The sequence below is a fragment of the Sporosarcina luteola genome (assembly GCF_023715585.1).
Taxonomy (GTDB): domain Bacteria; phylum Bacillota; class Bacilli; order Bacillales_A; family Planococcaceae; genus Sporosarcina; species Sporosarcina luteola_D.
Genome location: NZ_JAMBOK010000001.1, coordinates 717,143 through 736,242 on the forward strand (window position 1 = coordinate 717,143; position 19,100 = coordinate 736,242).

Sequence of the window (19,100 nt, forward strand, 5' to 3'; positions counted from 1 at the left end):
CCCCCTTTTTCAGGATAAATCCGTAACCATCCGAGTAATTTCGGAACGGATCTTCATGATTTTCTGTTCAAGTTGCACTGCCTCGTCTTGAACGATTCCTTTATAATTTTTATAGTTAGAGATGATAGAGTTCGCATTTTCAATGATTTCTTTCACTTGCCCTTTTCTCAGGCTTCCGCTTGTTTTACAGTCGTTTAAAATGGATTCCAAATGCTCATTGAATTTCGCATTGACCATATTCCGATTGTCGAATGTATTGACGACTGGAATCTTAAACCCTTCGCTATTTTCGAGGGATGATGTGAATTTAACTAACTTCGCCAATCCTTCGGTATGCGAGTCTGGAACGAAGTATATTCCTCCATTTGGACGCACAGGTGTAGGTGCAAGAGACTGCAGAATTTTATTGACCATAACCCTCAATTGCTGGGCTGAATAATTATCCTTATAGATATTGAATTTCTGCTCAGCTTCCATACATAGCTCTTTAGCTGTCTCATTCTCGGATATGAATGTGATTGACTCATTCTTCTTGTCTAACGTAATCACACCCGCTTTGCTGTTATAATCTAGCCTCTTACCCGCTTGATTCACAGATTCAACAACAATATTCCGTTGCACATAATCCTTATCCGAAAAGACCTCCCTGATTAGATAATTTTCAAATACCCCCGTCTGAGAAGTAGCTTTTCTTGTTTCAATCTCTTTTGTAGCCCTTCGGAAAGCATCAGCTGACCGAATGACATTTGGCATCCACTCTTCCTCCAAGCCGGCCTGAATTAGGCGTTCTTTTAAGTCGGCCGTTTTAATCAATTGTTTCCCTACACTGAACCACATGAGATGACCGAGTACTCCCTCTTGGTTTTCATTTTGAACCGCTGTCATGTTATCAAGATTGATTGACATGATACCAACATCCTTTCAGTTTTTTAAATAGAAAAACGCATCTTGAATTAGCTCATAGCTAAACAAAATGCGTTTAAATATTGCCTATTAATTTTTCTGCGCCTTGTAGACCCGTCCCCCCTCGTTCAATTATTAAATATAAAAAGCCGATAGAGTCCAACAAGGATTCAATCGACTTTTAATATGATTCACCTGTAACACAAAAATGTGTAATTTATCTGCCCAACGGCATCGTTTTGACCAAATGTCCACCCAACTCCCCACAAAGAATTGGAATAGAAGGATAATAAATTTGTGTCGAGTCTCTTTCCAACAAATGCAGGAAGTATAACGACTTTCATTATACGAAAACAATGACTTAGTAATTTGAACGATGTATTTACAGACTAACAAAATCGTTACCTTATCGCAAATTCGCCAAAATGATTGTTAATCCCAAAATGAACGTGGAATTGTCCTAAGACTTATTTTTCCTTTTAATTAAATAACACCATATATATCAATTATTTTACTTCAAGTTGTTCACAGAAATCCTCATGTTACCAGTAGTATAATCAAGAACATTTCAAGTGGAACTTATTTCACTTGTCACGGAAGGAAGTAATCAATTTGATTTATAGAAATTACACATAAGGAATTATCATTTCTTCAAATGAGGTAGAGACCAGAAAACGTTATATTTCATTTTCTTTTTTCTCAAATAAAGCTTTACTTTATCTAGCTTCTGTTCAATGTTTTCGGCTGTTTCAAGCCTTTATCTTTTGAGCATTGAACAATCCCATAATCGATACCAACTTAGAATGACTCTAAAGTTTTTAAAACTAATTCGTCAATATTAATATCTTCGATAAAATATTTAACATCTTCCTCAGACAAGGATGTCTTAATCCCGGTTACTTGACGGCCTTCAAACTCACTAACTACCTCTTCCCCTTTTGAAATTCTCACCAAATAATTAAACCCATTAAGTTCTTGCTCATATGAAAACCCATGTAGATAGTCTTTATCTAAACTGTATTGAAGTGTGTATGGTATGCCCTTAATAATTGTCTCCTCATACACGTAACCCGAGTCCTTTATTGGAATACCCTTGTCCTTGCTTAGATGTATATCCAGTATTTGCTTCGCATCATTACTTGAATATCTAAATGAAATCAACAATAAATCATCCGTATGCAATTCATGACTATACACTTTATTTTCTTCCAATTCGGATCTGTCAAATTCTTCGCTATACAAATTGAGGACTTGAATAGAATTTATTTGATATTCATCAATTATTGACTCATACACAATCGCTGGATAATACTTCTGGAATTCTTGAAGGTCTGTAAATGTGTAACTCTGATTTTCTATGAAGTAGTATGTTTTATCTTTAGGGTTTTGTTTAAATGTATATTCATCGTGATTCAATTTCGACCTTTCTGTTTCCTGGAATTCATAATCAAATTCTACTTCAGAAATGTTATTTTCGTGGTCATGGTCATGATCATGTGAATGAGTGTATTCTTTCTGGTGATAATTATTGATAAATTCAACGATGGTATCACTTATCTTATTTAAAGATGCTAAATCTATTTCTTTTATAGTGTCCAAAGGATGATGTATTTTTGGAACTGGATTCTGGCTGGAAATGGTTAATGCATTCATATCATTGGACAGGAAACTGATGTGATCGCTTGTTAATCCCCCACTCATATCAGTATTAAAATCTATACTATTTTCCTCCAAGACGAAGACTAGATCATCTAATAATTCATTTGAAACTCCATTTTCCTGAGAAACAATACTTATGGGAGTGCTATATAAGGAATCTAGATTGATATTGTAAATAGTTTTATATTTGTTGCTCAACTCGTCTACGAAATGTTTACTGCCTTGAAGTCCAGACTCTTCGCCATTAAAGGCAACTATAATAATGTCATTTTCAAATGTTTTATTAGAACTTCCTAATACTTTGGCCACTTCAAGCAGTATAGCAACTCCGGATGCGTTATCAATTGCACCCCGATAGATGGCGTCACCGACTGATCCTACATGATCAAAATGTGCAGAAAGAACAATAGCATTTTCATTATTTTCACCGGGAATTTTTCCGGCTATGTTGTATGAGTCTATCATTTCTTCTTTAACAGATATGTTCATCGAAATTTTTCCAGCAGCAATCTTTTGTAAGTTGTAATACGTTTCTTCAGTGATTTGAATAATTGGTTTTTCCACACTATCAATTAATAGTGACTTTTTAAGAGTTTCTTCTACTATGAATATGCCTTTAGCTTTTTCAAATGCTTCCTGGTAATTACTTCTGTCTTTTAATACAATAAAACTTTGTTCTATTTCCGGACTTTGAATATCAAAGATAAAAGGCAACGTTTCTTCATAATTGCTAAAGCCGGTTCTCTCCAAATAATCAACGCCACGCATCAGATTGGTCTCAACACCACTATCAGAAATAATCTGTATTTCAAATCGAGTTTTTTCCGGATTGAAAAATTGATGAGGATATCGCATTAAAAATGTCTCATTATTCGCACCGAGAGGCTCTAATCCGATCTCTTGGAACTTCTCTTCTATAAAAGATAAAGCCAAATCATTTCCTCTAGTTCCAGTAAGCCGCCCATTCATCTCATCAGACGTTAATTGCTGTATTATTTTTTCTAATTGTCCATAGTCATTATTGTCATTACAGCCTACTAAAAAGATAGTTGTTAGTATAGCTCCAATTAATACCTTCCGTAGATGTACCATGATAACCTCCACTATAAGTGATTAAATTAAATAAAAGTATCTTCATTCCCCCTTCTTTCCACGTCATTTTTTCCATTAGTATAAACATTAGTAATATTATAGATGTGGAAGCGACTTGTAGTCAATGAAAAACCTGACAATTGCGGACCTACTGTTTGGGGGTACATAACCTAGAGTTATCTTTGTACAGCTCCAAAATTTAATAAAACAGCAGTTTAAGTCGTAGGTAAAATCCTTCTGTTGAATTTTAGGCATAGATAAAGCACCTCCTAAGAGATGCTTTATGTTCCTTTATTCTTCCTCTAATTCCGCAGCTAGTTCACGATTACCTGTAGAAAGACAATTTAATACTCTGTCACGTCTCTTCTCGTTCGTAATATATTTCTCGCTAATTGCCCCATATTTCTTCAAGATGCCTTCCTAACTTCATTGCACAAAAAAAATAATTATTCGATATTTATTGAATAGTAGTTTCTAATAATATAGAATAATTTAAAATAGGAACACTAGGAGGAACCACTTTGAAAATTATAAATTCAGCTCCCCCCGTAGAAACCATAACTCTGAAAGTTGAACAGTCACCAGTCTGGGAATTGATTTTGGGGATTGCCGGCTATACGCATCAGCAGCTACGGCACACGTTTGAAATGGATGAAGAATGGAAAAGAGATGAGAACTCGATGCCCTCTTTACTGGTCCAACTATTAAAAAAGATTGAAGAAACTAATCTTTGGTACGGTATGATTCTGTTGCAAAATCAATTTTCCGCCGTTTCCGTTCAAGAATTTTCGAATTTGCTTACCACTGCTTCAACGGATTCTTTTTATGAATGGCTCCTTCCTTACCATGATCGACAGTCTGAGTCACTGAGAATAGAAACAGCCTGCAAGCCAGAACAAACACAATTATGGGAAAAATACGCTAGCCTCTTTAAGGGACATGACTATTTAGAGGGATATGTTCGCCAGCTTCACTATCTATCCCAATCTGAGATCTGTGATTTATTCACTCGTGTGTTAAAAGAGTGGGAAGGTTGGATGTCGAATAAAGAAGATTGGGAGAAATGGCTACAGGCACTTACTTTTGAACAGAAGCAGTATCGGCAACTCGATATGAAGAATCCGGTAGCTGAAATCGAACGTGTGTCGGGTGGTGTCGAATACCTGCCAGAACCATCTATTTGGACGGTCAAGCTTATCCCGCAGGTTTCATATCGTCCTTGGGTGCTGACCATTCGTACTTCTGATACCAAGCTCTTCTTTTATCCTGTCAAAGAAGAATATCTGCTTGAACCAGGGGTTCCATCAAATGAACTGATTCGTGGCCATAAGGCATTAGGGGACGAACTACGGCTAAAACTGTTGTTTCAACTTCAAAAAAGACCTATGTCCTTGCAAGAGTTGAGTAGCCAATTCAACATATCGAAAACAACGCTTCACCATCAACTGACTTTATTGAAAGCCGCCAAATTCATTCGTGTGGAAAAAGGGGTCTATTCCATCAACTCTGGAAAGCTTGAAGATTTCTCAAGCCAATTGACGAGATACCTGGGTACTGAATTATGAAGAAGTATTCCAAGTCCTTCAAATCCTTATGGATAGTTGAGATTGTTTCCGAATTCGGTGGTGCTGCTGGCGCTATTGTTAATGGGTTGCTGTTATATGAACTGACAGGATCAAGGGAGTGGATGGGCATCCTTTGGCTCGTCTATTTTATTCCTTCTTTGGTGCTGCAAGGTATCAGTTCGCCCTTTCTTAATCAAGTCATAAAAGAAAAAGTGCTCAAAAATATTCAACTGATCCGAGCGGGTGCCTACCTACTTCCATTAGCAGGTTTTTGGATTGGAACGGAGACAGAACCCATCATCGGTTTGGTTATTCTCCAATGCATATTAGGACTGCTTCAACCCATTTTTGCCAGCCTTTCGTTTTCACTGCTGCCGGAAGTCTGTACAGAGGATGAATTGGCCGATGCCAACGGATTGTTGGACGGAACCCTTCGGCTAATGGGCTTTCTTGCTCCAGGCGTCACTTCGCTCTTGTTGTTGCTACTACCGATGCATTGGATTTATGGCATTTCGGCAATCCTGTTCTTCATCAGTTTCCTGGCACTGTCCCGAATTCCGCAAACCAGCACACAAAAGGTGGCAACTTGGACAAAAAAGTTCTGGTGGTCTGAAATGAAAGAGGGATACAGGAATTTCTTTAGTTATCCTCAACTCCTGCGGTTAACAATCCTATCTTCTACCGTCCAATTTGCGGTAGGGGCAACGCTGGTCTTGAGTATTCCCTTGATTCAGGGAGAACTGGGAGGCGAGACGTGGGAGTATGGCATCTTTAAGGGGGCATTTCCTATCGGTTATGTGCTGGGGATGCTTCTTCTGACCAAGCTACCGAAAAGCCCCCGAACGATGTACTTTGGTTTGATTGGAGGTGGCTTTTCCTTTGTGTTGCTGTACTTTGTCCACTCTGTCCCTTTTGCTTGGTTATGTGAACTGATGGGTGGTATCCTGTTCCCTCTTTTCAATGCTCAAAGTGCAGCCATTTTCCAACGGGAAGCTCCAAGGGACCGACTGGCACAGTTAAGTGCCGTCCGTATGTTGTTCATGCGTGTCTCCATGCCATTAGGAATTCTGTTCGCTTCCTTGCCTTTCTTAACATTAAATATTCGTCATGTTTATATCGGAATCGGTTTCATCATTATCTTGCCGGGGCTGTATTACTTAATTGCTTCCCTCCAAACCAAGGAATCTTTAATTTCGGATAAACTTTGATATTTGAGCATAATGATCATCATCCTGTTCATAAGAAAGTGAGTGTGGAAACAAAAAAAATATAAAAATCCCGAACAGTAGCTCAATCACAGATCAAGTTGCTGTTCGGGATTTTCACTTTACAAATAAGCCGGAATACCAAGAGCCATAAGTGATACTCCAATAACAAGCTTTACTATCAATCGGTTCTTCGTTTTCTCCTCCATATTTTCACCCTCCTTTTCTCAACATTATATGCTCAAATCGCCATCTCTAGTACACAACTATGAATACTGTAAAAAATACTGAGCAGAAGCTCAATCCCTTTAGATTGGCACCCTGAAAAGTGATTTACGAGAAAGCCTATTATCATATCTACATAGACTATTACTATGTTGTATCACCGACTTTCATTTGTAAATTATAGTTTAATTTCTCCATCCTGGCTGAACTCCATCCCAATCCGGTACCTCACATTACCTCAGTCCCCTTTGATTTTTAGGTATAGAAAAAGCACCTCCGAAGAGACGCTTATCATTAATTCATGTTGGCAACCAATTTATTGGTTAAAATCTCACTTTGAATCCAATATAAGGTCAAATCAATTAGGATTTTGAGGTCTTTTATGTCTTTGCCTTCCCATTTTCTTATATAATGAGTTTCGTCATTTCCTAACCATACCGCTCTTTTGGCTATTTCTTTTACATTCTCATCACTGACATCCTCAGTTATACATTTACCCAATAACTTACCTTCAATAGACTCTTTCTCTTTACTTTTGAAATTAATTAAGTAATCCTTAACCAAAAACTCTAATGATTTTCTAAAACCAATACCAGCAATTTGATCTAGACCACGTCTTTCAGCTTCCAAAGCTTGATTGTAAATTTTCGAGAATTCTAGAGAGATTTCATTTATCTCTTGACTAAACTCCCTAACCTTTCCTTTCACGGGAGCAACACCTGTCAAACTAAACTTGGAAAAGTCATGTCGGTCAGTTTCATAATATGCTATAAATAGTGAGAGGCATTCATTGCGTGGACATCTAAACACAGCCTACAAATAATCTTTGTAATCATGAGTGTTTTTTATTCTGCTTTAATGGAATACTGGCAAATTGGACATTCGTCAGGCAATGCATTTACTGTTGCTTTTTTATTTCTCATTAGGTCGCCTAATCCTTCAGAATATGATATTTCTGCTTCGCTCATTTCTCCAACTCCCCCTTCATGACATTATTCGCCAAGAAATGTGAAAACCCTCCGTTGTTCACATCAAAAATATGATATCGAATGAATAATACATCGCCAATAACATGACCGCTGTCGAAAGAACGTTTTTAAATACAGTTGGCACACGTATAAAACTAAGTATTAGGTAAGGAACTGCATACGCGACCGCTATAATTAATATCAATATTAGCAATTGACCAGCAATGTTATTTAATACATCTTTCGCTATTTGTGGAATCATATTGTCCATGGTACACCCCCTGTTGACCTAATTCGCCAGAAAATGCGAAAATCCTCCTTTAAATTATACAAAAGAAGGATATTTTCTAGTCATGTGGAATTAATAATGCAAGGAGGTGTATCATATGGCTACTTATATCGTAAATACGGGACCTGAAAAAGAAGTCCATAGAACAGCGTATACTAAACCAGCATGCAATATCCATTTAATTAGTCCGTACAATCGATTAGACACGGATGCAGACTATACTGTTCTTTATCCATCAATTTATGATGGTTGCAAGCACTGCTACGAATCAAAACACAGAAAGTAATGTGAACAGAGGAGGTTGCCCCCTCCTCTTAAATCAAGTCCATCCTATTTATAAAGGTATACTGTTCTCTTCGTGCCATTCTTTACATTCAAGTTCTGTTACACAACCGCTTTTCATCATTATTGTCCAAGCTCCGCCACTCCTACCATCAGCATAATAATATGGTATTGGCTTATACCCTAACTCTTTAACTAATTCAACGCTATCCTCCGATATCAAGGCATGTGGTGGTTCTCGAAAACTTTTCCATTTTCCAAAATCATTCTCCCACTCAATAATCTCTCCTGCTTTGCCATGTCCACAGCAACTTGCCAGAGTTACTACACCTCTATCATTTAACATTTGTACTTCTATTGATATACATGCATCAACAACGACCTGTTTTTTGTTTTGATCTGGATTAATCACGTTGACCAACTTATAAGTCCCGTGTAAACACATTAAAGTCACCTCGTTACAGAGTATGGCCTATGTTATCTTGAATATTACAAAAACGAGACTGCAAAGAGTAGTTCCCCTGTTAATAGATACAAAAAAGGACAACAGTGACACAGCGAATGCTGTAATCAAGGTTGTCCTCCAGTTGGCTGGGGGGTATTATGAAAAATCCACTTCTACATCTTCCAGGTACTCAACACTTTTTTCTTTGATATTATAAATCGCCGTGCAATTGAAATTCAAATCATCTTCTGTTGTATTTGATTGTATAAATTCTTCGTCGCCTGGTTCATAAACCGGATTCCTCATTTCAACTGCATACTCAACGGTGCCGATAAATGAGATAGGGATATAAAAATAATCCTCTGATTCAAGAACTTCTTTATCTAGATTTATCTCTATATCACCTATATCTTTCAAGCAGTAATCAGTGCCCCACCCTTCATAAAAGTCCTCAGTAAAATGGTGGTCGGAATAAAATGAATCTAGGGAACTAATTATTGCGGAATCCGTTTCTTTCTCATTTGAAATATAAGTAGATACATTTGCTAATATTTCATCAGCTTCTTGAAAATCAAAATGATGAACGGATAAATATCTCAATTCTACCAACAGTTCATTCAAATTGTTAAGATACTTAATTCTTCCGTATAAGTCATCGAAATCCTCATGAAATCTTCGGATTCCCTGATCATCTGTAACTGCAAAATCATTATGATTAGTAGAGACGAAATAAATCAGCTCTTCGGGGCACTTTATTGCATAATCATAAACAGTTTCCCATATCAGAGCATCTTTAAATTCTAATTTGTTCTCGCGGAAAGGCATTTTTTTAGAATAATACCTATCAAATACTTTCTTGTAGCATTCTAGAGACGGAGTCACTGTATAAAACAACCATTCAATATTTGTTTTATAGGATGCCGAAAGAGTTGAAATTCCATCTTCATAATCAGTGTTTTTAGGATCTAGATCTACTATTTTCCCAAGTTCTTTCTGAAACATTCCGTAAGTTTCGAAGGCCTTCTTTAATTTTTTTGAGTAGTTATCAATGACTTCATAAAGGTTCATTTCAGTAATTAATAATTTAAATTGCTCTTCTGTATTTAGTTTTTCATGCGTAGTAAACAAATCATTAAACTTTTGTCCTTCCATTTTGAAATCGCTCATAAATATATTGGTATCCAGAAAAACAGCAATCGTCAAAACTCTTCCCCTTCTTTCTTCCGCATACGCTTCACTTTCCCTTGGTGCGTCACAATCTTATACACACCGTATTCTGGTAATTTTCTCACCTTTGCCTTCTCCTCCTAAATTACCACAACCAAAGTATATACACAGTTATATTGTATCGGCATTTAACAATCTTTGGAAGTCTATTTACAATCTTAATATGAAGGCCCTCGATGCTGCAATGTAATTGGCTGGAACAAAAGGGACACCCCTGGCCTTTTTAGGCTCCCGAGCAAACCACCCTCCAATTTTCTAGAAGAAGCATTTCATTAATTGCTTTTTTCAGTGTATAAAATATTACACAAGGGTGAAAACCTAACTTTATAGTTAAGTTCGTAAAGGTACAGCTTTACATACCGATCACTTAAAATGAAATTCATGTCAGGAAGTGGTTCGTAAATATGTAGTATCACTTTTAGAACGTTCACTCGTTTATTTGCGACATCCCGAACGAAATTGTGTGCACTTTAAAAAACATAACACACTTGAACACTACACTCATATTGTTAAGGAGCTTGATACGAAATGTGCTAGCCAGACAGTACAGTTATATGAGGACATGGCTATTAGTTGAATGAGTAAAATGATTTCAGTTTCTATCATGCCTGAACATATTCTCAATAAACAAATAATGACCGCTAACGCTGTTACATCAACGTTTACGGTCATTATTTTCATTTCTTATTATATTCAATTTTCATCTAAAAAACGTCCCAGGCAGGAATCGAACCTGCGACCCTCAGCTTAGGAGGCTGATGCTCTATCCCCTGAGCTACTGAGACAAATAATAATACCTTTCTATTATAAAGAGTAAAACAGCTGAGGGCAATACATTTGTCTTTCAAATTCTATTTCATCGTATGACAAAGTGTTTTATACACATATTAGGGTATAAAAGAAATGGATTATTTAACTGAGGAGGTTTTGACTTATGGATAGAAGTTCTTCTACCGAAAGATTTCAACCAATGACATCGGTGATGAGTGGACAAGGAGTCGAAGTGGCTCCAGATCTATACTGTTATACGATTCAAATCGTCAACGTCGTCTTTTATGGATTTGCCGGCGAAGGAAATGATTGGGTTCTAATTGACGCCGGAATGCCGAAATCAGCTGAAAAGATAAAGGAAGAAGCGGAGAAGAGATTCGGTAAAAATAATCCACCCAAAGCAATCATCCTGACTCATGCACATTTCGATCATATCGGAGGTTTGATCGATTTACTGGAAATTTGGGATGTACCTGTATATGCGCATGAGTTGGAGCTTCCTTATCTTACTGGGCAAAAGAATTACCCCGAACCTGACACGACTGTAGAGGGAGGAATGGTTGCAAAGTTATCATTCATGTTTCCTCATGAAAGTATAGACATCGGGTCAAGGGCACATGAGTTGTCAAATGATCATACAGTTCCCTTCATGCCTGATTGGAAGTGGATCCATACGCCAGGGCATACTGAGGGGCATATATCTTTATTCCGTAATGAAGATCATGCCATGATTGCCGGAGATGCTTTCGTTACAGTTAAACAGGATGAAATCTATAAAGTGTTTACACAAGAAAAGGAAATTGGCGGCCCGCCCCGCTATTTGACTCCTGATTGGGAAACAGCAGAACAGTCTGTCGAAATTTTAGCTGCGTTACGGCCGAACATTGCCATTACGGGTCATGGAGTCCCTGTTGAAGGACAATGGCTACATGATAATTTAGATCGTTTGGCGTCGGAGTTTGAAACGATTGCAGTGCCGGATCATGGGAAGTACGTCGACGGTTCCAAGTAACTTCTGATGTCATTGATCCCACTTTAACTTATTAGTTCCTTGTCATATTTACAGACATAACAGGCAAGCTAAGGAATAGATGAGTGAGGAGGTCACGGCATTGGACAGAGTCGAACGACGAATTACGAAACGGAACGAAATCGAAATGCATAAAAAGAAGTATGCGGGAAGATTCCATGAGTTCGCCACGCTGGGCGATTACAAAGAAGCGATGGTCGATGCTTATAGGAAGTCGAAACGAGAGCAAACAGAAGAAGATCAATCAACGACGAACCAATAAAAAAGACGTCTCTCTGTCGCAAATGACAAAGAGACGTCTTTTTTCATTTTCAAAATAATGCTGGAGCTGTCAATCCAATAATAACGAGCAAGATGACAACAAGGATGATAATTGGCAGGAAGACCGCCAATGCGGCTTTCCACGCTGAAAATCGATGAACTTCAGCGATTGCCGCTATAAGGACGATCAACGACCAAATTCCTAGAATGGAGTTGGCGATTAATGAAATCATTGACCACCCTAACTGTCCAAATGAGAATTCATAATCACTTGTGAAATTGCCTTGCCCTAAAATAAGCAGGTCAGGTATCCAAATAAGGCCTCCAATGACAATAATAATGCTGGAAACTGTAAATGCCCTCCGTGATTCCTCAAATGTTCCCAATCCACCTAGCATCATTGATAAAGCATGGTAGATAGCTGATGCGATATAAAGGCCAATCACGCCTATGACCGGTCCAGCAAGCAATGCCACTAATAGAACGGCTGCCATATTCCAATTCTTAAATAAATCATTGCCCGTTGCTTGATCGAGGAAGTGTATAATTCCCGTAAGTGCAGCAATCATAAGAACAAAACTTCCGGTTTTATACTCCAAAACATATTGAACTGTCTTTCTCGGGTGAAGCCATACTGAAGTCCACGGGTTCAGTTGTAAACCTGAAGCTTCATTTTCATTATTCTGCATAGTCACCCCCACTCTCTATTACTCTTTTTCTGATCTCTACACATACATACGTATGGGAATTGATTTCGTTTCAAAGAATAATAGAGAAACGGATTTCATTCATTTAATCCTTTTCCCATCCCTTTCAGGAAATTCATGCCGTATTTCACTGCTTGATTGATATGAGGATCGTTGAGTGCTGTCATAACCTGCAAAATGGATACTTTATCTCCATTCCCTTTATACAGCTCGGCTTCTTCAATCCCTTTTGCGATGCTATCCTTCAATTTTGCGGTGACTTCTGGGTTAATCGTTGTCAAAAGCCCCGTTGCATTCAGTAGATTATTAATTAGATTAGTCATCGGCTCTCGTGATGCTTGTGTCACAGCAATGCCCGCAATCTCATCTCTTGCTTTTACCATAGCGGTTAATGCATCCAACACACCAGCGTCGTCCAATTCGGCAGTGATTTGAATGATTTTGTTCAATGATTGTTGCTGTTCCGAAATGAGGGATTGCAGTTCTGACAATTTCTGTTGCTGCTGCTCCTCAGGAGTAAGTTCTATTCTTTTAATTGAAGTAATCGGCGCTGCCATTAGGATCACCCTTTCTCCACTTGATCTGTCAGATGCTCGTAACCAGGTCTCGCCCATTTCCGTTCAACTTCGATTCCATCTTGAGGATGTCGTTTCTTATTTCGGTGGTTGCTTGCCGGCAACGGATTTTCGCCTTCCGTCCGTAATACTTCCATGCGGACTTTTGCTTGTTTGAAAGCCGGTGTATTCGTCCTTTGATCAACCGCAGTTCCCGTAAGGAAGTTTATCGCCGATTCTTTTTCAACCGAGTTCATTGGAAGGAACAATTCATTCCCTTTCACCCTGTCGGTCACTAAGGCAGGCAGACGGAGCGCTCCATACGGTGACACAAGTCTTACTAACGAACCGCTGAGCACGCCCCGCTCCTTCGCAAGTTCCGGAGATACCTCCACGAAGATTTCAGGCACTTTTGATTGAATTCCAGCAGATTTATTCGTCAAGTTTCCTTCATGGAAATGTTCGAGCATCCTGCCGTTATTGATGTGCAAATCAAATTCAGCATCATAATGGACAGGCTCCACCCAATCCGATAAGGCAAACCGAGCTTTTCCATCCGGGAAATTGAAGCCGTCGACATAGAGCAATGGCGTGCTCTCACCTTCCAGACTCCCCCACAAAAAGCTGTCCCAGTTTTCCATATTGCTGTAATCGGCTTTGCTGAACAACGGTGAAAGACTGGCCATTTCAGCGAAGATTTCACTAGGATGTGTAAACTTCCAATCAGCCCCGAGCCTTGTTGCGATTTCCTGGACAATCCACCAATCCGCCTTCGCATCCCCTAATTCCGGCAATGCTTTATACAATCGCTGAACTCTCCTTTCCGTGTTCGTAAATGTCCCGTCCTTCTCCAAGGAAGGAACCGCCGGAAGAATTACATCAGCATATCTCGCAGTCCTCGAGAAGAAGATATCTTGGACTACAAGGAAATCGAGTTTGGATAAGACGTCATGTACATGATTTGCATTGGAATCGACAAGCGCCATATCTTCACCGACGATATACATCGCTTTCATGATGCCTTCATCAACTGCATGCAACATTTGGATATTATCCAGTCCAGGCTTATTGCCAATTTCAACTCCATATGCGCGCTCGAATTTTTCACGTGCTGCAGTATCTGTTACGTGCTGATAGCCTGGCAGCCATCCTGGAAGAGTACCCATATCGCAAGCACCTTGAACGTTGTTATGTCCGCGGAGAGGATATGCGCCTGCGCCCGGTCTGCGATAATTCCCGGTAGCGAGAAGCAAGTTGGAAATTGCTGCGGAAGTGTCCGACCCGCCAGTATTTTGAGTCACTCCCATCCCCCATAAAATACATGTACCATCTGCATCTCGAATCATTTCAGCCGTCCGGATCAGCATTTCTTTCGGCACACCAGTCACATGTTCGGCAAAATCAAGCGAATATGTCTTCAATACATCTTTGAACTCTTCAAAATGGTGGACATTTTCCCGAATGAAGGTTGAATCATGCCAACCCTTGTCGATCATATATTTCGTCACAGCCATCAGCCATACTTGGTCGGTCCCCTGCTTCGGGCTGATGAAAATGTCAGATCGCTCCGCCATTTCATGCTTGCGCAAATCAGCTACGATCAATTTCTGACCGTGCAGTTTATGAGCACGTTTGACACGCGTCGCGAGAACGGGGTGTCCTTCAGCAGGATTCGCTCCAACGATGATCACTAGACCCGCCTTTGCTATGTCTTTGATTGTTCCTGCGTCGCCACCCATTCCAACTGTCCTGAATAACCCATCTGTCGCTGGCGATTGACAGTAACGTGAACAGTTGTCGACGTTATTCGTCTTGAACACTTGCCTTGCAAGCTTTTGAATCAAATAGTTCTCTTCATTGGTGATTTTTGAAGAGGATATGACACCAACACTATCTTCTCCATATTCCTTATGGATGGTTCCCAAACGTTCCGCCACCAGGTCCAAGGCTTCCTTCCAGGTGGCTTCGACGAATGAATCCCCTTTCCGGATCAGCGGAGTCGTCAATCGTTCTTCGCTGTTGACGAAATCCCAGCCGAACTTTCCTTTGACACAAGTCGAGATTGCATTGACAGGTGCGTCCGAAACAGGCTGGATCTTCAGGATTTTTCTATCCTTCGTCCATACTTCAAATGAGCAGCCCACTCCACAGAAAGTACAAACTGTTTTTGTTTTCTTCGTTCTTGTATCACGCATCGCCGCCTCTGCATCCGAAATCGCCATGATGCCGCTATATCCAGGCTCAACGTCTTTCACGAGATCAATCATCGGAGTTAGAATCTCTTCTTTCATCCCAGTCATGAATCCGGCTTCCCCAAGCATTGACTTCTCCATCAATGCATTACACGGGCAAACAGTGACGCAATGGCCGCAGCCGACGCAAGAAGAATCATTAATCTTCGCGCCGCCATCCCAAAGGACAATCGGCCGATCTCTTTCCCAGTCCATACTGATAGTTTCATTCACTTGCAGGTTTTGACATGCTTCTACACACTGGCCGCAAGCGATGCATTGGTTCGGATCATAGCGATAAAATGGATGCGTGAAATCCACACTATCCTGTGTGCATTTGGGTTCGTAAGGGTATTTTTGTTCCTCGATCCCCATCATGTCAACCGTGTTATGGATTTTACAGTTGCCATTGTTGTTATCACAGACCGTACAATATAACAAGTGGTTTTCAAGGATCCGATCCATTGCTTCCGTTTGCGCTTCCTTTGCGCGCACAGAGTTCAATTGGACATCCATGCCAAGTTCGGCTTTTGTTGAACAAGCACGGACAAGACGTCCATTTACTTCAACGATACATGTATCGCACGTTTCAATCGGGTCCACTTCGGGCAAATAGCAGATCTGAGGATGCTCAATCTGCTGTTCATTGACCACTTGTAATATTGTCATACCTTCTCTGAACGGAGATGCCTTTCCATTAATTTTGATTGACATAAAAATGCCTCCTTTGAAATAAAAAACCACCATAGACAAATACACCTGCTAATAGGTGTGCTTGTCTATGGTGGAATAGTCCAGTAGCAGAGCTTGCTAAATAACCAATCCAAATGTAAAGTAATTGAATAATAACACCGGTGCAGTTTCATACCCCGATATCATTCTTACTAGTATTATAGATTATAAGCAATTATTATACAATGGCTTTTACAGGTTATTGAAAGATAATTCGTATTTTTCAAAAGGAGTGTTACTAGTGTCAAAAAAAGTCCATGAATTCAACGATATTATCAGAAAGCTGAGAAAAGACCTTTTCGGCAAGGGCCCAGAAAGGATTACCACTATATTTGTCGACAATATGGCAATCTCGACACTTTACGGGAATTTGACACCTACGGAAAAATTCATTGCAGGTACAAATGACGGCAAAGAAATGGTCCATATGGCCAGGACAAGAATGATTCAAGAAGTATATGACGTCTCACCCCCAGAAGGTCTTGAGGAGGTAGTTGGCGCTAAATTCGTCCATCTCTTTTCAGACATCAAATTAGAGGATGACATTGCTGTTTCTGTATTCTTGTTCGACAGGACTATTGACCAATGAGAGGAGAACCGTTATGAATCGTATTCAAAAACGGACCATTTTGCGATTTTCCAACGGTGCATTCGAACAAAAGACTGACGAGATCGCAACTGAATTCCCGATTACAATTAAAGTAAACGGCAGAGAATTAGTAACTATCGTCTGTACGCCAGAGTATATCGAGGATATGGTAATCGGATTTCTTGCATCCGAACGAATTATCATCGATGCCTCAGATATCCAGGAAGTTCGGTTGGATGAAGAATTAGGCTTAGTCCATGTACAGACAACAAGAACATTTCCTTTCTATGAACAGCTCCAAAACAAAAGGTATATTACATCATGCTGCGGAATGAGCCGACAAGGATTTGTCTTTGCCAATGACGCACTTACAGCTAAACGCATGTTGCAAAGGGATGTCGTTTTAACACCTCAGCATTGTTTTGCGTTGATGGAAAAGATGGATAAGAAGGCTGATCTGTTTCAACAAACGGGCGGAGTGCATATTGCCGCTCTCTGCGACTCGCAAGACTTCATGCTGACTAGAATGGATATAGGACGGCATAATGCGCTTGATAAAATTTATGGGTATTGTTTTAAAAACGAAATTACTGTTAAAGACAAGGTGATTGTCTTTAGCGGCAGGATATCTTCAGAAATCTTATTAAAAGTTGCAAAAATCGGCTGTGAAGTCGTACTTTCTAAATCCGCTCCGACAGAACTAGCAGTAAATCTTGCTGATGAATTAGGAATAACGTCAGTCGGATTCATAAGAGGCCAGTCATTCAATGTGTATACGCACCCAGAAAGAATTAAACTTTGACTTTTCTATATCTTTGAATTTAATAAAATACTTAGTGACAAATCCAAAAGATGATGATATCATGACGGAAATATGACAAAATATGTATCTCTTTTTTCGAATTTTCAAGTTAATTGAAAGGGCTTACATTTTCCTTTTGAATTTACATTGAAATGAGAGAGGAAAATTCCTTTGTCGTATTACTTTATTATCAAAGGGAGATGTGAAAAGTGAAAGCAGGATCGAAGAAAACAAAGAACAGATGGTTGATTGCCGCCTCCGCCGTTGGGATTCACATTTCGATCGGCTCCGTCTATGCATGGAGCAACTTTACAAATCCACTGATCGACCAATTTGGATGGTCGACAAGCCAAGTGCAATTAACATTTAGTATTGCAATTTTATTTCTGGGTCTGTCTGCTGCATTTCTTGGCCACTTTGTTGAAAAACACGGTCCCCGTAAAGCGGGAATTCTCGCGGCAACTTTCTTTGGAGTGGGTGTTATGGGTGCCGGTTTTGCCGTAAGCATCTCCTCTCTTACACTTTTATACTTTTTTTACGGGGTACTAGGCGGAATTGGGCTGGGTGTAGGATATATTGCTCCAGTATCCACACTTGTGAAATGGTTCCCGGATCGGCGTGGTCTTGCAACAGGAATGGCAATAATGGGGTTCGGCTTTGCAGCTGCAATCAGCAGTCCCATAATGGAAGCACTCATTACTTCTGTTGGCCTTCAAAACACATTCTATATCCTAGGAGCATCCTATTTACTTATCATGATCGCCTCTTCACTTTATCTTGAGAAACCCGAAGAAGGTTGGGCGCCTGCGGGTTATATAAAAAAGTTGGAATCCGGAAAAGTCGAAGCGAAAGTCGACTTGGCTCAATTGACTGCGAACGAAGCTATCAAGACAAAACGGTTTTATTACTTATGGATGATGCTCTTCCTTAATGTCACTTGCGGTATCGCCATCTTGTCTGCCGCCAAGCCTCTAGCCATAGAAAGTATTGGCATGACTACAATACAGGCTGCTGCACTCGTTGGAGTCCTCGGACTCTTCAACGGATTCGGACGGTTAGGATGGGCATCCATTTCCGATTATATCGGTCGAAGACATACGTACACGGTATTTTTTGTTATTCAGGTAGTCTTATTTGCCCTTCTGCCCTTTACAACAAACGCCATACTGTTCCAAGTGATGCTGGCCGTCATTTATACTTGCTACGGCGGAGGTTTCTCATGCATACCTGCATATATCGGTGATATCTTCGGAACAAAACAGCTTGGCGCAATTCATGGTTATATATTAACAGCCTGGGCGGCAGCCGGAATTGCCGGACCTATGTTTGCTGCATGGATGAAAGACACGACAGGAAGTTATGAGAGCAGTTTGCTCTTCTTCGCAGGATTATTTGCAGTTGCGTTGGTAATTTCCATTTTAATTCAATTCGATATCAAGAAAGTAAGAGCTGAACAAAGTGGAACGAAAAAAACAATTGCCGTACAAACCGCGAAAGGCATCTAACACTAGAAATGTGAAAACCGCCAATCACATCAGATAGTATGATGTGAATGGCGGTTTC

Annotated in this window: 16 protein-coding genes, 1 tRNA gene and 1 pseudogene; 7 read left to right on the top strand and 11 right to left on the bottom strand. The window is 39.8% G+C overall.

The annotated features are described in order from the left end of the window. Window positions 1–9: 9 nt before the first annotated feature. Both M3193_RS03700 and M3193_RS03705 read right to left on the bottom strand, forming a co-directional pair. A complete protein-coding gene (locus tag M3193_RS03700) occupies window positions 10–906 on the bottom strand; it encodes a DUF6744 family protein (RefSeq protein WP_251624427.1) in 897 nt (298 codons plus the stop codon). 795 nt (window positions 907–1,701) lie between these two features. Next, window positions 1,702–3,654 carry a M28 family metallopeptidase gene (locus tag M3193_RS03705; protein ID WP_251624428.1) on the bottom strand — a complete coding sequence of 651 codons (1,953 nt, stop codon included), beginning with the start codon at window positions 3,652–3,654 and terminating at the stop codon, window positions 1,702–1,704. A 521-nt stretch (window positions 3,655–4,175) separates the two neighbouring features. Between M3193_RS03705 and M3193_RS03710 the strand changes: the two genes are divergently transcribed. Continuing rightward, complete coding sequence (locus M3193_RS03710; RefSeq protein ID WP_251624429.1) at window positions 4,176–5,219, top strand: ArsR/SmtB family transcription factor; 1,044 nt, start codon at window positions 4,176–4,178, stop codon at window positions 5,217–5,219. After that, window positions 5,216–6,427 carry an MFS transporter gene (locus M3193_RS03715; protein WP_251624430.1) on the top strand — a complete coding sequence of 404 codons (1,212 nt, stop codon included), beginning with the start codon at window positions 5,216–5,218 and terminating at the stop codon, window positions 6,425–6,427. Before M3193_RS03710 ends, M3193_RS03715 begins: the two co-directional genes overlap by 4 nt. 516 nt (window positions 6,428–6,943) lie before the next feature. Here M3193_RS03715 and M3193_RS03720 read toward each other — a convergent pair. The 6 genes and pseudogenes from M3193_RS03720 to M3193_RS03740 form a co-directional block, all read right to left on the bottom strand. Further along, entirely contained in the window at window positions 6,944–7,357 is a 414-nt protein-coding gene (locus M3193_RS03720; RefSeq protein ID WP_251624431.1) for a DUF4145 domain-containing protein, read from the bottom strand. Between the two features lie 137 nt (window positions 7,358–7,494). After that, on the bottom strand, window positions 7,495–7,617 hold the full coding sequence (locus tag M3193_RS16680) for a hypothetical protein (protein ID WP_285851796.1): 123 nt from the start codon (window positions 7,615–7,617) through the stop codon (window positions 7,495–7,497). Between the two features lie 623 nt (window positions 7,618–8,240). Next, window positions 8,241–8,609 carry a hypothetical protein gene (locus M3193_RS03725; RefSeq protein WP_251624432.1) on the bottom strand — a complete coding sequence of 123 codons (369 nt, stop codon included), beginning with the start codon at window positions 8,607–8,609 and terminating at the stop codon, window positions 8,241–8,243. 180 nt (window positions 8,610–8,789) lie between these two features. Next, window positions 8,790–9,836 (bottom strand): PIN domain-containing protein, encoded by a 1,047-nt coding sequence (locus M3193_RS03730; RefSeq protein ID WP_251624433.1) that lies wholly within the window; start codon window positions 9,834–9,836, stop codon window positions 8,790–8,792. Beyond that, a pseudogene (locus M3193_RS03735) lies at window positions 9,833–9,934 on the bottom strand (XtrA/YqaO family protein); the annotation flags it as partial. The pseudogene M3193_RS03735 and the gene M3193_RS03730, both read right to left, overlap by 4 nt. 638 nt (window positions 9,935–10,572) lie before the next feature. Next, window positions 10,573–10,645: transfer RNA gene (locus M3193_RS03740), tRNA-Arg, on the bottom strand. 149 nt (window positions 10,646–10,794) lie between these two features. On the opposite strand from M3193_RS03740, the gene M3193_RS03745 reads away from it, so the two are divergent. Together M3193_RS03745 and M3193_RS03750 are read left to right on the top strand one after the other, a co-directional pair. Beyond that, complete coding sequence (locus M3193_RS03745) at window positions 10,795–11,643, top strand: MBL fold metallo-hydrolase (RefSeq protein ID WP_251624434.1); 849 nt, start codon at window positions 10,795–10,797, stop codon at window positions 11,641–11,643. 100 nt (window positions 11,644–11,743) lie between these two features. Then, a complete protein-coding gene (locus tag M3193_RS03750; RefSeq protein WP_251624435.1) occupies window positions 11,744–11,923 on the top strand; it encodes a hypothetical protein in 180 nt (59 codons plus the stop codon). 49 nt (window positions 11,924–11,972) lie between these two features. Here M3193_RS03750 and M3193_RS03755 read toward each other — a convergent pair whose 3' ends face one another. The 3 genes from M3193_RS03755 to fdhF all read right to left on the bottom strand — a co-directional run bounded on the left by M3193_RS03755 (window position 11,973) and on the right by fdhF (window position 16,128). Beyond that, a complete protein-coding gene (locus tag M3193_RS03755; protein ID WP_251624436.1) occupies window positions 11,973–12,611 on the bottom strand; it encodes a Yip1 family protein in 639 nt (212 codons plus the stop codon). A gap of 95 nt (window positions 12,612–12,706) precedes the next feature. Beyond that, window positions 12,707–13,186: a DUF1641 domain-containing protein gene (locus M3193_RS03760; RefSeq protein WP_251624437.1), complete on the bottom strand. Its 480-nt coding sequence runs from the start codon at window positions 13,184–13,186 to the stop codon at window positions 12,707–12,709. A gap of 5 nt (window positions 13,187–13,191) precedes the next feature. Continuing rightward, window positions 13,192–16,128 carry a formate dehydrogenase subunit alpha gene (gene fdhF, locus M3193_RS03765; RefSeq protein ID WP_251624438.1) on the bottom strand — a complete coding sequence of 979 codons (2,937 nt, stop codon included), beginning with the start codon at window positions 16,126–16,128 and terminating at the stop codon, window positions 13,192–13,194. A gap of 259 nt (window positions 16,129–16,387) precedes the next feature. Here fdhF and M3193_RS03770 point away from each other — a divergent pair, with 259 nt between their 5' ends. The 3 genes from M3193_RS03770 (at window position 16,388) to M3193_RS03780 (ending at window position 19,042) form a co-directional block, all read left to right on the top strand. Then, complete coding sequence (locus M3193_RS03770) at window positions 16,388–16,735, top strand: DUF2294 domain-containing protein (RefSeq protein WP_251624439.1); 348 nt, start codon at window positions 16,388–16,390, stop codon at window positions 16,733–16,735. A gap of 13 nt (window positions 16,736–16,748) precedes the next feature. After that, window positions 16,749–17,537 carry a formate dehydrogenase accessory sulfurtransferase FdhD gene (gene fdhD / locus M3193_RS03775; protein WP_251624440.1) on the top strand — a complete coding sequence of 263 codons (789 nt, stop codon included), beginning with the start codon at window positions 16,749–16,751 and terminating at the stop codon, window positions 17,535–17,537. Between the two features lie 209 nt (window positions 17,538–17,746). Further along, complete coding sequence (locus tag M3193_RS03780; protein ID WP_251624441.1) at window positions 17,747–19,042, top strand: L-lactate MFS transporter; 1,296 nt, start codon at window positions 17,747–17,749, stop codon at window positions 19,040–19,042. The last annotated feature ends 58 nt before the right edge of the window (window positions 19,043–19,100 follow it).

Bases quoted from the DNA above. Each gene is read 5' to 3' on its own strand.
- M3193_RS03715 (WP_251624430.1), top strand. From the start codon at position 5,216: ATGAAGAAGTATTCCAAGTCCTTCAAATCCTTATGGATAGTTGAGATT.
- fdhD (WP_251624440.1), top strand. From the start codon at position 16,749: ATGAATCGTATTCAAAAACGGACCATTTTGCGATTTTCCAACGGTGCA.
- M3193_RS03705 (WP_251624428.1), bottom strand. From the start codon at position 3,654: ATGGTACATCTACGGAAGGTATTAATTGGAGCTATACTAACAACTATC.
- M3193_RS16680 (WP_285851796.1), bottom strand. From the start codon at position 7,617: ATGAGCGAAGCAGAAATATCATATTCTGAAGGATTAGGCGACCTAATG.
- M3193_RS03745 (WP_251624434.1), top strand. From the start codon at position 10,795: ATGGATAGAAGTTCTTCTACCGAAAGATTTCAACCAATGACATCGGTG.
- M3193_RS03755 (WP_251624436.1), bottom strand. From the start codon at position 12,611: ATGCAGAATAATGAAAATGAAGCTTCAGGTTTACAACTGAACCCGTGG.
- M3193_RS03700 (WP_251624427.1), bottom strand. From the start codon at position 906: ATGTCAATCAATCTTGATAACATGACAGCGGTTCAAAATGAAAACCAA.
- M3193_RS03760 (WP_251624437.1), bottom strand. From the start codon at position 13,186: ATGGCAGCGCCGATTACTTCAATTAAAAGAATAGAACTTACTCCTGAG.
- fdhF (WP_251624438.1), bottom strand. From the start codon at position 16,128: ATGTCAATCAAAATTAATGGAAAGGCATCTCCGTTCAGAGAAGGTATG.